The 14112-nt window shown below is 62.5% G+C and carries 12 protein-coding genes; 6 read left to right on the top strand and 6 right to left on the bottom strand.

Annotation, left to right across the window (positions count from 1 at the left end; translation table 11 throughout):
* The first annotated feature begins 39 nt into the window (after positions 1 to 39).
* The 4 genes from JMY24_RS05010 to JMY24_RS04995 all read left to right on the top strand — a co-directional run bounded on the left by JMY24_RS05010 (position 40) and on the right by JMY24_RS04995 (position 5130).
* The gene (locus JMY24_RS05010; RefSeq protein ID WP_128596971.1) at positions 40 to 1050 is read left to right on the top strand and encodes a zinc-binding alcohol dehydrogenase family protein; all 1011 of its coding nucleotides are present in this window, start codon (positions 40 to 42) and stop codon (positions 1048 to 1050) included.
* Between the two features lie 16 nt (positions 1051 to 1066).
* Positions 1067 to 2200: a mannitol dehydrogenase family protein gene (locus JMY24_RS05005; RefSeq protein WP_128596972.1), complete on the top strand. Its 1134-nt coding sequence runs from the start codon at positions 1067 to 1069 to the stop codon at positions 2198 to 2200.
* A 90-nt stretch (positions 2201 to 2290) separates the two neighbouring features.
* Positions 2291 to 3577: an MFS transporter gene (locus JMY24_RS05000; protein WP_128596973.1), complete on the top strand. Its 1287-nt coding sequence runs from the start codon at positions 2291 to 2293 to the stop codon at positions 3575 to 3577.
* A gap of 5 nt (positions 3578 to 3582) precedes the next feature.
* Positions 3583 to 5130, top strand: a complete 1548-nt coding sequence (locus tag JMY24_RS04995) for a UxaA family hydrolase (protein ID WP_128586746.1) — start codon at positions 3583 to 3585, stop codon at positions 5128 to 5130.
* Positions 5131 to 5214: 84 nt separating this feature from the next.
* On the opposite strand, the gene JMY24_RS04990 is transcribed toward JMY24_RS04995, so the two are convergent.
* Positions 5215 to 6048, bottom strand: a complete 834-nt coding sequence (locus JMY24_RS04990) for an oxidoreductase (protein ID WP_201701464.1) — start codon at positions 6046 to 6048, stop codon at positions 5215 to 5217.
* Between the two features lie 163 nt (positions 6049 to 6211).
* Here JMY24_RS04990 and JMY24_RS04985 point away from each other — a divergent pair, with 163 nt between their 5' ends.
* Complete coding sequence (locus JMY24_RS04985; protein WP_128596974.1) at positions 6212 to 7123, top strand: AraC family transcriptional regulator; 912 nt, start codon at positions 6212 to 6214, stop codon at positions 7121 to 7123.
* A 295-nt stretch (positions 7124 to 7418) separates the two neighbouring features.
* Complete coding sequence (locus JMY24_RS04980; protein ID WP_128596975.1) at positions 7419 to 8426, top strand: sulfonate ABC transporter substrate-binding protein; 1008 nt, start codon at positions 7419 to 7421, stop codon at positions 8424 to 8426.
* Between the two features lie 99 nt (positions 8427 to 8525).
* Here the strand turns inward: JMY24_RS04980 and JMY24_RS04975 are convergent, their stop codons facing one another.
* From JMY24_RS04975 to JMY24_RS04955, 5 genes are all read right to left on the bottom strand, one after another.
* Entirely contained in the window at positions 8526 to 8999 is a 474-nt protein-coding gene (locus JMY24_RS04975; RefSeq protein ID WP_128596976.1) for a VOC family protein, read from the bottom strand.
* Between the two features lie 465 nt (positions 9000 to 9464).
* On the bottom strand, positions 9465 to 9731 hold the full coding sequence (locus JMY24_RS04970; RefSeq protein ID WP_128596977.1) for a hypothetical protein: 267 nt from the start codon (positions 9729 to 9731) through the stop codon (positions 9465 to 9467).
* Positions 9732 to 9848: 117 nt separating this feature from the next.
* On the bottom strand, positions 9849 to 10691 hold the full coding sequence (locus JMY24_RS04965; protein ID WP_128596978.1) for an IclR family transcriptional regulator: 843 nt from the start codon (positions 10689 to 10691) through the stop codon (positions 9849 to 9851).
* 70 nt (positions 10692 to 10761) lie between these two features.
* Positions 10762 to 12303: an AMP-binding protein gene (locus JMY24_RS04960; protein ID WP_128596979.1), complete on the bottom strand. Its 1542-nt coding sequence runs from the start codon at positions 12301 to 12303 to the stop codon at positions 10762 to 10764.
* Between the two features lie 26 nt (positions 12304 to 12329).
* Positions 12330 to 14111, bottom strand: coding sequence for an ABC transporter permease subunit (locus JMY24_RS04955; RefSeq protein WP_128596980.1), 1782 nt, complete (start codon positions 14109 to 14111; stop codon positions 12330 to 12332).
* Position 14112 lies beyond the last annotated feature (1 nt).

The raw sequence follows: 14112 nt of genomic DNA, 5'->3' as shown, positions 1-14112 counted from the left end.
CAACTTTTCGATAAAAAAGCCCACATAGGTCATTTAGTCATGCTTACAGTTGTCTGCGAGAAGCCCGGCACTCTTCGATCCGAAACGCGCTCGATTCCCGAACGTGGGCCGGGCGAAGTGTTGCTCAGGGTCAGGCGCGTCGGTGTATGCGGAACCGACATGCACATCTTCACGGGCAATCAACCGTACCTCGAATACCCACGCGTGATGGGCCACGAGCTGTCGGCCACGGTCGAGGCAGCCGATGCGGAGTCCGGCCTCGCTGCCGGCGACGCGGTCTACGTCATGCCTTATCTGTCGTGCGGCAAATGTATTGCCTGCCGCCACGGCAAGACCAATTGTTGCGTGAACATCAAAGTACTCGGGGTGCATCGCGACGGCGCGATGACCGAATATCTAAGCGTCCCCGCTCAATTCGTTCGCAAAGCGGACGGCGTTACGCTCGATCAGGCCGCGATGGTCGAATTCCTCGCCATTGGCGCGCACGCAGTCCGACGCGCGGACGTCAGCGCCGGCCAGCGTGTGCTGGTCGTCGGCGCGGGCCCGATCGGCATGGCTGCGATGATATTCGCGGGCCTTCGGGGCGCAACGGTCACCGCGCTCGACTCCAGAGCCGATCGCTTGAACTTCTGTTCCGGGAAGCTAGGCGTGGCAGCGTCAGTCGCCGTCGGCAACGGCGATGTCGAAGCGCTGAGCGAGCTGACCGGCGGCGAATTCTTCGATGTGGTGTTCGACGCAACCGGCAATGCGGACGCCATGCGCCGTGGCTTCGAATTCATCGCGCACGGTGGAAAATATGTGCTGATCTCCGTCGTGAAGGACGTCATATCGTTCTCGGATCCGGAGTTCCATAAGCGCGAAGCGACGCTGCTTGGAAGCCGCAACGCGACGCTCGAAGACTTCGATACGGTTCTGGACGCGATGCGTGCGGGCAAAATCCCCGACGCGGCTTTGAACACGCACCGCTTGCCGTTGTCGTCTCTTCCCACCGATTTCGCGAAGCTGCTCGATCCGTCAGCCGGCGTCGTGAAAGCCATCGTCGAATGCTAACGAACGGAATCCGAGCATGACAAACACGCCCTGTCCGATCCTTCAGTTCGGGACCAGCCGATTCTTGCAGGCGCATGTCGACCTGTTCGTCTGCGAAGCCGCGCGTCGCAATCCAGATCACGCGCTCGGAAAAATCGCGATGGTGCAGACCACCGCGAGCGCACAAAGTCGTACGCGCATCGACGCGATCCGGGCAAACGCGCGCTACCCCGTTCGCATTCGCGGCTTGCATCGCAAGGAAACCGTCGACCTGACCATCGAATGTGACAGCGTTGCACAAGCGCTGCATGCCGACGACGACTGGCCGCTGTTGCTCGAACGCATCCGCGACGAAGTAGAAGTGATCGTTTCGAATACCGCGGACAACGGCTATGCGCTCTTTGCCGAAGATACCGCATCGGTGCTCGACGGCCGCACAGCGCCACGCGGCTTTGCGGCGAAACTGGCCGTTCTGTTGCATGAACGCTATCGCGCGGGAGGCAAGGCGATTACGCTGCTGCCGTGCGAACTGGTTTCGCGAAACGGCGACGTGTTGCGAGATCTGGTGCTTTCGGTCGCGCGCGGCTGGCGGATGGAGGCTGACTTTCTGCGCTATCTGACGAACGATTGCATCTGGGTGAATTCGCTGGTCGACCGGATCGTCTCCGAAGCCATCGAGCCGGTCGGCGCCGTAGCCGAGCCGTATGCGTTATGGGCGATCGAACAGCAGGAAGGCATGGTATTGCCCTGCCGTCACGAAAGCATCGTCATTACCGACGATCTGGCGCACCACGAACGATTGAAGCTCTTCCTGCTGAACCTCGGTCATACGATGCTTGCGCAATGCTGGCTCGATTCGCAAGGCGAGCCGGCCGCCACCGTCCTCGACGGCATGCGAAACGAATCGTGGCGTGCAACGCTCGAATCGACATGGAAGGACGAAGTGCTTCCCGTGTTCGAAGCGTTGGGCCAATTGGAAATTGCCACGAAGTATCTCGACGATGTGCGAGACCGCTTCAGCAATCCGTTTCTCGCGCACCGGCTTGCCGATATCGCCGGCAACCATCAGGAAAAGAAACAGCGCCGGCTCAAACCTGTCGTTGAACTCGCCAGCGAACTGGGCGTGCGGGTCGAGCAAAAGCGCCTCAAGGCTGCGCTAGCCGGTACCTAGTCGTTCATAATCGGTTCGTTACCGGTCTTGATCGAAACAGGCGGCCCAGCTCGAAGCGAGAGGCCGTCACTAAAAACTAAGGAGACAAATATGCGCAACATGCGTTGGATAGTGATACTGCTGTGCTTTCTTGCTATCGCGATCAACTATATCGACCGCGCGAACATGGCCGTCGCGGCGCCCGCCATCCAGAAAGCTCTGGATATCGGTCCCGCTCAAATGGGTCTTATCCTGAGCGGCTTCTTCTGGACTTACGCGTTGATGCAAATGCCGTTCGGCTGGTTCGTCGATCGGGTTGGTGCGCGCATCGCGTTGCCGCTCGCGGTTGGCTGGTGGTCTCTTTTTACGGCGCTGACGGCGGCAGCGAGTAGCGTCGGCGCCATGTTCGGTTGCCGTCTGCTGCTAGGCATTGGCGAAGCCGGTGCCTATCCTTCGTGTGCCAAGCTCGTGAGTCAATGGTTCAAGCCCGCACAACGCGCGCTTGCTACAAGTATCTTCGACAGCGGATCGCGCGTCGGCTCGGCATTATCGATTCCGGTGGTGGCGCTCATCATCAGTGGGCTCGGCTGGGAAGCGTCGTTCGTCATCACGGGCGTGGTCGGCTTCGTTTGGGTTCTCGGATGGTTTCTGGTGTACCGCAATCCCTCGCGCGGCGATCTGACCGGCGAGTCCGATACGGCTGCCCCGCAAGACGCCGTCCCTGGTCAAAAGGTGCCGTGGCTTTCGCTCTTCAGGCATCGCACGCTGTGGGGCATGATGCTCGGCTTCTTCTGCCTGAACTTCGTCATCTATTTCTTCATTACCTGGTTTCCCAGCTATCTTGTTCAGACGCGCGGTTTTTCGCTGAAGTCGCTCGGCACACTCGGCATGATTCCGGCGCTGATGGCGATTCCTAGCGGCTGGCTCGGCGGCTTCGTTTCCGACGCGCTGTATCGCCGCGGCTGGAGCCTTACTAAGGCCCGCAAGACCTGCATGGTCAGCGGTATGCTGCTGTCGTCGGTCATTACGCTGTGCGCATTCACGACGAACATCTACCTGATGCTCGCCTTTTTCGGCATCGCTTATGGAAGCCTCGCATTCGCCGCCGCGAGCATCTGGTCGCTGCCCGCTGACGTCGCCCCAACGCCCGATCACGTCGCCTCTATCGGCGGCATCCAGAATTTCGCGTCGAATTGCGCGGGCATTGTGATCACCACGTTCACCGGTCTGATGGTTTCGTTGACGCACGGCTCGTTCACGATTCCGCTGTGCGTGGCGGGAGGCTTCTGCGTGCTTGGCGCGTTCAGCTACCTCGTCATTGTGAAGAAGATCGAGCCGTTGCCCGTCGACAGCGATGCAAACGACGCTGCGCGCAGCCCCGCTCATTCAACGGTATGAACACCATGTCCAGTCAATCGACACAATTTGATCCTGCAGTCATTCGCCTGCACGCAAACGACGACGTCGTCATCGCAACCCGGCAGTTGATGTCGGGCGCGCGCATCGCGTCGGAAGATCTCGTGGTCGCCGGACTGATTCCGCCGGGCCACAAGATCGCGACACGCGCTATCGCTGCCGGCGAGCCGGTCAAACGCTACAACCAGATCATCGGAATAGCGACGCAGCCGATCCAGCGTGGCCAGCACGTCCACGTTCAGAATCTCGGCATGGCCGAGTTTGCGCGCGCTCACGAATTCGGCGTCGCTGTGCATGCAACGCAATATGCCGCCGAGCCCGCGACCTTCATGGGTATTCGTCGCGCCGACGGGCGAGTTGCGACGCGCAACTTCATCGGCGTATTGACGAGTGTGAACTGTTCGGCCACCGTCGCGCGTGCCATCGCCGATCACTTCCGGCGCGACGTGAATCCGCACGCTCTCGCCGACTATCCGAATGTCGACGGCGTCGTCGCATTGACGCACGGACTAGGCTGCGGCATCGATACGCTCGGCGAAGGGCTTGCGGTTTTGCGGCGCACGCTTGCCGGATATGCGGTTCATCCGAACTTCCACTCGGTGCTGTTCGTCGGACTTGGCTGCGAGACGAACCAGATTGCAGGCGTGCTCGAGTCTGCCGGATTGAAGGACACGGAACAGTTGCGCAGCTTTACGATTCAGGATTCCGGCGGATCGAAGAAAACGATAGAGCGTGGCATCGAGATGGTGAACGAGATGCTCGCCGATGCTAACCGTATGACGCGCGAGCCGTTGCCCGCATCGCACCTGATCGTCGGTTTGCAGTGCGGCGGATCCGACGGATACTCCGGCATTTCGGCCAATCCCGCGCTCGGTGCAGCGGTCGATCGTCTGGTGCAGCACGGCGGCACGGCGATTCTCTCGGAGACGCCGGAAGTGTACGGCGCGGAACATCTGCTCACGCGGCGCGCCGTCAGTCGCGCGGTAGGCGAAAAACTGCTGGCACGCATTGCGTGGTGGGAAGAGTATTGCGCGAGAAACGGCGCGGCGCTCGACAACAATCCCTCTGCGGGAAACAAGGTCGGCGGCTTGACGACGATACTCGAGAAGTCTTTAGGCGCGGTTGCCAAAGGTGGAACGACAAATCTCGTCGACGTGTATCAGTACGCCGAGCGCATCGACGCGAAGGGATTCGTCTTCATGGATTCGCCAGGTTACGACCCGGTGTCCGCGACAGGCCAGGTCGCGGCGGGTGCGAACCTGATCTGCTTCACGACAGGGCGAGGTTCGGCCTACGGCTGCGCGCCCTCGCCTTCGCTGAAACTCGCGACGAATACCGCGTTGTGGGAACGGCAGGAAGACGACATGGACATTAATTGCGGCGGCGTGATAGACGGATCGGCTTCGATTGAAGAACTCGGAGACGCTATCTTCGCGCGCATGCTCGAATGCGCATCGGGTGTGCCTTCGAAAAGCGAAGTGAACGGCTACGGACAAAGCGAGTTCGTGCCCTGGCAGTTGGGCGTGATCACCTGAAGACAGCAGCGGCACACGTTGCCGCTCGCGCCGTCCTCCTTTGCTTAAGCACAATGCGATCACGCTCTTCATGCAGCAGCACGCTCAGGCGTCGGTAGACAGCGTGACGGATTCCCACGTGGCGATTTCATCGGTCAGTGCCGACAGTTTCGCGCGCACGAGGCTAAGCGCATCGCTGCCAAGCAGAAGATGCGTGGGGGGCCGCTCGGCAGCGATCGCTGCCAGCATCGCGCGGGCAGCCTTGACAGGGTCACCGGTCTGCTTGCCGCTCTTCTCTTCGCGAGCCTTTCGCACGGGATCGAACAAGGCGTCATAGTCCGGGATGGAGCGCGGCGTGCGGGCCATCGAGCGGCCCGCCCAGTCCGTGCGAAAAGAGCCCGGCGCGACGGCGGTCACCGCGATGCCGAACGGCTGCACTTCCTTTCCGAGCGCTTCTGAAATGCTCTCTAGCGCGAATTTGCTGCCGCAATAATAGGCGATGCCGGGCATCGTGATGTAGCCGCCCATCGACGTGATGTTGAGAATGTGGCCGCGGCGGCGTTTGCGCATATACGGCAGTACCGCTTTGATCACTGCCACCGCGCCGAATACGTTGACGTCGAACTGCCGCCGCATCTCGGCGAGCGGCGACTCTTCCATGACGCCCTCGTGGCCGTAACCGGCATTGTTCACGAGGACATCCACCGGGCCCACGCTTGCCTCCACTTCGGCCACGACGCCGTCGATAGCGTCGAAGTCGGTCACGTCGAGCACGCGGCCGAATGCCCTGTCGGGCGCAAGCGCCTCGAACTCGTTTTTTGACGCGTGGCTGCGCACCGTGCCGACCACACGGTGACCCGCAGCAAGCGCTTCCTGAGCGAGCGCGCGGCCGAAACCGCTACTCACGCCGGTGATAAGCAAAGTCTTGATCGATGCCATGACGCCTCTTTTCGCAAGTTGAACAGAAAGTGCATACTATTCTCTTCACCTTGCCAATTTGAGGCCGAATCGTGGGTTTTTCTTGCCTATTCTTATGACCGCTCGGAGACCACCCCGCGAGACGGGCGCTGCCCGCCAACCTCTTCGCAAAGACCAGCGGAAGATGGCCGCGCTACTGCGCGCACTGGCGCCCGAAGAGGGCTACAACCTGACGACGCTGCCTGGCGTGCGCATCTTGCGCTCGGACCGGCCCTTGTCGTCCACGCCCGTGCTGTACGACCCGGGCATCGTGATCGTCTGCCAGGGACGCAAGCGTGGCTATTTCGGCGATCAGCTTTACGTGTACGACGAGCAGCACTATCTTGCGGTGTCGGTGCCGGTGCCCTTCACAATGGAGACCGACGCGACCCCGGAGCACCCGCTCCTCGCTATCTACTTGCACCTCGACTTCAAGCTGGCCGCGGAACTGATAACCGAGATCGAACGTCATGAAATGGCCGACCACGCGCAAGCGCCGCAGAGCATGATGTCGAGCCCTATGGACGAGGCGCTGCAAAACTCCGTGCTGCGCTTCCTGGAAGCGATGAACCGCCCGCTCGATGCAGCGGTTCTCGGTCCCGGCCTCCTGCGCGAACTGTACTTTCGCGTCCTCACAGGCGCGCAGGGCAACGTGATGCGCGCCGCGCTGGCCATGCACGGGCAGTTCGGCAAGATCGGCAAAGCGCTGCGCCGGATTCATTCCGACTATGCCGGCGCGCTCGACCTCGCCGAACTCGCGAGCGAAGCCGGCATGAGCGTTCCCACGTTTCATACGCATTTCAAGGCCATCACGCATACATCGCCGATGCAGTACGTGAAGTCGACGCGCTTGCACCAGGCCCGCCTGCTCATGTTGCGACAGGACATGACCGCCGAGGCAGCAAGCAATGCGGTCGGTTATGCGAGCACGTCGCAGTTCAATCGCGAGTTCAAGCGGCTTTTCGGGCTCACACCTGCCGCAGAAGCGCGGCGCATGCGGGCAAGTTTCGCGATTCCGCCCGCGCATGCTGGTTCGGAGTATGTCTCTTCGCATTGAGGCCGATGGTCGCGGCATCGTTCACCATGCCGCCGCTTGAATGACCTCGCTTGCCGCACGCGCCCGCGAAGACCGGGGACGATTGCGCATGGCCGGAAACCCGTGCTTCGTTGAGTCGCCGCGTGCCCAGCCTTGCAGAGTTCGCGTCGACGCTATCGTCGATTCGCTGCTTTTCTTATGCGCAAACATTGGTTGGATTTGCGCGCGCCTCGATTTAACGTCGCCAGTTCAACGCGAATCTCGCGCGATTGCGACAGTCCGCGCGGCCACCTTTCACGCACAGAGCCAGGCACCGATGAGCACACGCAACGATTCGATCGACACACGCAGGCGCCGCCTCCTGCAAGGCGCGGCAGCCGGCTTGACGGGCGCCGCGCTCGGCGGCGTACTTTCGCCTGTCGCGCCCTTCACGAGCAGCGCTGCCCATGCGCAAGGCAACAACAAACGCATTCGCATCGGCTTTCAGAAGTACGGCAACTTCGTCGTGCTCAAGGCGCGCGGCACGTTGGAAAAGCGGCTAGCGAGCGAGGGAATCGCGGTTCAGTGGCTCGAGTTCCCTGCCGGACCGCAGTTGCTGGAAGGGCTGAATGCGGGCGCAGTGGATGTGGGTACCGTCGGCGAGACGCCACCGATTTTCGCGCAGGCGGGTCGCGTCGACTTCGTTTATATCGGCAACGAGCCGCCAGCGCCGCGTGGCGAAGCGATCGTCGTCCCGAACGATTCGCCGATTCGCAGCGTGGCGCAGTTGCGCGGCAAGAAGGTCGCGTTCAACAAGGGCTCGAATGTCCACTTCCTGCTCGTCAAGGCGCTGCAGCAGGCGCAACTGTCGTATTCGGACATTGAGCCCGTCTACCTGACGCCCGCCGACGCGCGCGCCGCGTTCGTTCAGGGCAGCGTGGACGCATGGGTGATCTGGGACCCCTATCTGGCCGCCATCGAAAAGCAGGCTAATGCGCGCACCATCGCGAATGGGGACGGGCTCGTGCGCAACACGCAGTACTACGTGGCGGCGCGCAAGTTCGCGGCGGCGCAGCCGCAACTGCTGAATGCGCTGCTCGAAGAGATCAACGCGGTAGACAGTTGGGGACGCGACAACGTGACCGAGGTGGCCACGTTGCTGTCGCCGCTCGTGGGACTCGACGCGGCCACGCTCGAAGTCGCGCTCAAGCGCACCGGCTACGGCGTGCAGCCGATCACCGACGCCACCCTTGCCTATCAGCAACAGATCGCCGACACCTTCAGCGCCCTCAAGCTGATTCCAGGCAAGCTGAGCGTCGTGGACGCGCGCTGGAAGGCGAGCTGACGAGCCCATGCAAGCGCCCGGGGTCCGCATATGTCGCGGAGCCCGGTTTCATCGGCTCGATTCGCGCAACACGCCGTACGAAGTGCCAGGCGCCAGGCGCTAGTCCGCCGTGCCTGCATACGCCGCCTTCAGCGCGGCGACGTCGAACTTCACCATCTTCATCATGGCCTCGGCGGCGCGCCGCGCTTTTTCCCGATCCGGGTCGGCCATCATGGCGATGACGTCGGCCGGAGCAATCTGCCACGACACGCCGAAGCGGTCTCTCAGCCAGCCGCAGGCGTCGGGCGTGCCACCGCCTTCGAGAAGCGCGTCCCAGTAGCGGTCCACTTCCGCCTGATCGGCACAATTCACGAGGAGCGAGACGGCGTGGTTAAACGGGTCGTTGCCGGCGGAGCTCATTGCGATGAACGGCTGTCCGAACAGAACGAACTCGACGACCTTCGTGGCGCCGGCGCTCGGCACCGACGTGACGCGGACTACGCGCGAGTCCGGAAAGATGCTTGTGTAGAAGGCCGCAGCCTCCTCGGCTTCGGTGGAATACCAGAGAAAGGGGGTGATCTTCTGAATCGTCATTGAGCGTCTCCTGTCAGTATCGGCCAGATGGGCGGCGAGGCCGCATGCCGCTATGGGGACGACGAAGGAAGACCATCAAAATCGACACGCCGGGAAGAAAATTTCGGCTCTCGAGCCGCCTCCGGATGACACATCGACTCCGTCGCTCCACCGGAGCCGATTATAGGCAACGAAGCGCTTCGCTATCCTTCCGATGCGTCCCGGTGCGGCGCTGCCGGGCACGACGCCGCGCACACCGCCATCGAAATCGCGGCGCACGTGGCAATCGGAAAGAGGCAGCCGGGAGCAGATACACCGTCCGGCTGACGCAGCACCCTCCACGCCTCGCCTCGCCTCGCAGCGCTGCATGCATCGAGGTTCTCCGCGCCCCGAAAGAACAACGGTTGGATGCGCCGCTACGGCACGACGCTGACTGGGGTCGTCGCCCGGGTTTGCATGCATAGGCGACGACCGTTCTCGTTGCCTTTACTGCTTGACCTCACCCGTTCGGCCCGGCCCGGACGCTCCCTCCGGCGACATTGCATTTGCGCGCTTGTCCATCAGCGTTCCCGGCTTGTTGCCGGGCGCGCCCTGCGCCGCGGGTTCGTCGACGGTGCGCCCGGCCTGTCCAGGCTGAGCTTGCTTGCCGCTTTGCGTGCCGCTGTTCGCCGGCGCGTTACCACTTTGCTGCGCATAGGCCGTGCTGCCGACGCACAGCACCAACGCGATGCCTGCCACTTTCACCATATTCATGACTGTCTCCCGATTTCACGGCGCGCTTGCCGTTTTCGGAGAATCCAGCATGGAGCGTGCCGCGGACGGAATGACGACGCGCAGCGCCCGGCACAACCAGGGAATACGGGAGCGGCGCTATTCGACGCGCCGCCGTGTGGAGATTGCAGAGGCGGTGGAAATGACCAGATCGGCGAAGCGCTTTTCGTCGCGATCCGCCTGCCAGCGCGAGCGCGCCACCGCAATATTGACCGCGCCGATGCCGCGCCCGCGTGCGTTCGTAATCGCGGCCGCCGTCGAAATATCGCTCACGAAGTATTCGTCTTCGGTATGCGCGTAGCCCTGCTTGCGGATCTGCGCGATACGCTCCCTGATCTTGCGCGGCTGGTAGACGGTGGCTGCGGTGTATGGCACGAGATTCGTGCGCGACAGAATGTCGTCGATCTCGCCGTCGGCGAGCGTCGCCAGAATGGCGAGGCCGGGCGCGGTGCAATACGCGGGCAGCCGCGAGCCGGTGATGACGTGCGCGTTGAACACGTTGCGGCTCACGATCCGCAGCACGAACACAATGTCCGTGTCGTCCAGCACGGTGAGGTTGGTCGCCTCTTCCGTCTCGGAGCCGAGTTGCTGCAGATAAGGCGTCGCCCGGCTCACCAGATCGTTCGACGTGAGATAGTGATATGTGAAGTCGAGAAGCCGCGGCGACAGTTCATACTTGCGGCTGTCCGGGTCCTTGAAGAGATAGCCGAGCGCGGCGAGCGTATAAGTGAAGCGCTGCGTGGCGCTCATGTCGAAACCCGTGAACGACGAGATCTCCGAGAGCGACAACTGACGCTTGCTGCCGTCGAACGCGGTGAGCACCTTCATCGCCTTTTCCACGGACTGCACATAAAGCGAAGACGCGGTCGGGTCGGCCGCTTCGGTCGGCGGCTTTGCCGCAGAAGTTTTGCGCTTGCGCGGGGCTTTGGGCTCGTCGCTCATCAGGTTAGTTTCTATCCGGTTCGAACGCAGAATTATCGCATAGCCCTAAAACGCTATCTATATACGATAGCTACTGCTTTGCGGTTGCGAGCCGGTCCCACGCGTCGGCGGTGTCGCGGGACAGCAGGTGTTTCTTCACGCGCTCGCTCGCCGTCATCTCGAAGCCGGGCACCGCGCGGTAATAGCGCGGCAACTGGAAACTCGCGAGACGCTCGCACGCCCACGCGTGCAATGCCTGCCACTCCACCGGTTCGTCCTTGAACTGCACGTCGAGCAAGATATCCTGCTCGCCGATCACCGAGGCGACGCCAATTGCCGCGCTCGCGCGGATCGCCGGATGTGCCGCGAAAATGCGTTCGATTTCCCAAGCGGACACGTTCTCGCCGCGCACGCGCATGCTGTCTGTCTGCCGGCCGATAAAGAACAGATCGCCGTCCGCGTCGCGACGCGCGCGGTCGCCGGTATGAAGCCGGCCGTTGCGCAAAGCGGCTTTCGTCGCGTCGGGATTCTTCAGATACGCCGGCAAAAAAGTGCCCTCCACCTTGCTTGCCAGCACGATCTCGCCCGCCTCGCCCTCTTTCACAGGACGGCCGTTTTCATCTAGCAATGCGATGTCTATCCAGGGCAGCGCGCGGCCGATCGAACCGGCCTTGCCCGTCACGTTCGCCGTCGCGAAGCTCGAACATTCGGTCATGCCGTAACACTCGCGCAACGACACGTTCAGCCGCGTCTGGATCGACTCCCACGACGAAGCGCTCACGCCCGCGCCCCACGCTACGCGCAGCGTGTGCTCCACAGGTTGTTCCCTGCGGGGCAACTGCATCAGGATATCGAGCACGCCGCCGAGATAATGCAGTTGCGTTGCGCCCGCGCGCCCGATCTGCTGCCAGAACTGCGATGCCGAGAAGCGCGGCACAGCGTGCAGCGTCACGTTGGCAAGAAACGGCAGCAACAGCATCTGCGCGCCGCCGATGTGGCACAACGGCTCCCACAGAAAGAGCCGGTCGCCGTCGCGCACGTCCGCCACGCGAAGTGCCGCCTCGCTCGCAATGCGCATCATCCTGTGCGTGAAGACGACGCCCTTCGGCGCGCCGGTCGTACCCGACGTGTAGATGATGCACAGCGGGTCGTGCACGCCGATGGCCGGCGTCGCGAACTCCGCGCTCGTGTCGTGCGCATCGAATGCCGGCAGATGCGTGCGCCGCGCCGCGCCGCGATCGAGCTGCGTCGTCAGCGCGTCGAATTCATCGTCGACGACGAAGAGCTTCGGCTCTGCATGCTGCAGCAGATATTCGAGACCCGCCGCGCGCAGCTTCGTGTTGACGGGCACCCACACCAGACCGCTCAAATGCAGCGCGTAGATCAAATGGATATGCTCGGGACTGTTGCCGAGCATCACGGCGACGCGGTCGCCCTGCTCGAGACCTTGCGCGGCAAACCAGCGTTGCAATTGCACGACGTGACGAGCGGCGTCTTCGCACGTGATTGCGCGATCCTCGAAATGCACGATGGCGCGCGCTGGGTCGCGGCGCAATCCCGCTGCGAGCAGCGGTACACAGTCGAGCTCGTCGTTGGCGTGCCGATGAGCGAAATATTCTGGATAACGATGCATGTGTGAACCGGTCGAAATACGAAGACTCAGCGCGTCTTGCGCTTGAGCCAGGAGGAAACCGCGACGACGAGCGCGATCAGAATGACGAGCGTGGTCGACACGGCTGCAAGCGTCGGCGTAATCGCGAGCTGAATGTCGTCCCACATCTGCTTGGGCAGCGTCGAGTTGATGCCGCCGGAAACGAAGATCGCGATCGTCAGGTCGTCGAACGAAACGAGGAATGCGAACAGAAACGCGGCCGTCACGCTTGCCATGAGAAGCGGCAACACGATCGACGTGATGCGCCGCAATGGCGACGCGCCCATCACGCGCGCGGCGTCGTCGAGACGCCAGTCGAAGCGCTGAAAGCCGGCAGCGAGCGTCACGACCACATACGGAATCGCGAGCACCGTATGGCCGATCACGAGGCCGAGGTTAGTGCCCGTGAGCCCAAAGCGCCCGAACAGATATAGCAGGCCGACTGCCACCACGATACGCGGCACGATGAGCGGTGCGACCAGCAGCGCGAAGATCGGCTTGCTCGCGCGGCGCGGCATGCGCGTCATCGCGAGTGTGGCGCCAAAGCCGAGCAGCAGCGACAGCAGCGCGGTGCCGAGACCCACTTCGAACGAGCGGACAATCGCGCTTTGCCACACCGGCGAATCCATGAACGTGCCGAACCAGCGCACGCTGAAAAGTTTCGGCGGGAAAGAAATGTAGTCGCTCTTCGTGAACGCATAGGGAATCACGGAAAGCACCGGCACGACGAGCACGACCATGATCACGCACGTATAGAAACCGAGCGGGCTCACCGCGCGCGCGCCCTCTTCGGCGTGCGTCTTGCGGCGCATCATGAACGGCGCGAACACGCGCCCCGCCGCGATCAGAAGCGCGAGCTTGACGCCTTGCGCACGCGAGCCGCGCTGGCGCTCCGCGACTTCGCCAGTGAGCGACGTGAGGCCCACCATGCGGTCGTACACGAAGAAGATCACGATCGAGCAGACCAGCAACACGGTCGACAGCGCACCTGCAAAGCGCATGTCGAAAAGCTCCAGCACCGACGAGATAACGAGTTGCGCGACCATCGTCTCCTTCGGCGAGCCCAGCAGCGCCGGCACGATAAAGAAGCCGAGGCTCGATATAAACACGAGCAGGCCGGCCGCCGCGACACCCGGCGACGACAGCGGCAGAAACACCGTGAAAAAGCTCGTGCTGCGTTCGGCGCCGAGCGTTTCGGCGGCTTGCGCGAGCCGATCGTCGATGCCGCGCATGACCGGCAACATGGTCATCACGGCGAGCGGCAGCATCGAATGCACCATGCCGATCAGCACGCCGGTGAGCGACGGAATGGTGCCGCTCGTCTCGCGCACGAGGCCGAGCGACAACGCGATGGTCGACAGCACACCCGTCTTGGAGAGCAGCAGCATCCATGCGTAGGTCTTTACCAGATAACTGGTCCAGAACGGCAGCATGATCCACAACAGCCAGCGTTCGCGTGCTCGCTCGGACAGACGGCTCAGCATATAGGCGACCGGATAGCCGAGCAGAATGGATAGCGCCGCCGTCATGAACGAAATGGCGAAGGTGATCCACAGCACCTTTGCGTAGACCGGCGTGCGCGCAATGCGCTCGAACTGCGCGAAACCGACCTGCCCTTCGGCGCTGACAAGTCCGCCTTGCAGAATTTCGCCAACCGGCACGATGAAGAACACCAGCAGGAACAAAAGCGTCGGCACGATCGGCAAAAAGCGCATGCAGCGCGCGATCCAGATGGACCGGCCGCGGCGCGAGGCTTCGTTCTCGCGGTGCGCATGAAGAGCGATGGTCATC

It is taken from the genome of Paraburkholderia kirstenboschensis (assembly GCF_904848585.1).
GTDB lineage: Bacteria > Pseudomonadota > Gammaproteobacteria > Burkholderiales > Burkholderiaceae > Paraburkholderia > Paraburkholderia kirstenboschensis.
The sequence above is the reverse complement of the archived record's forward strand: the minus strand, read 5'-3'. Positions and strand labels throughout refer to the sequence as shown.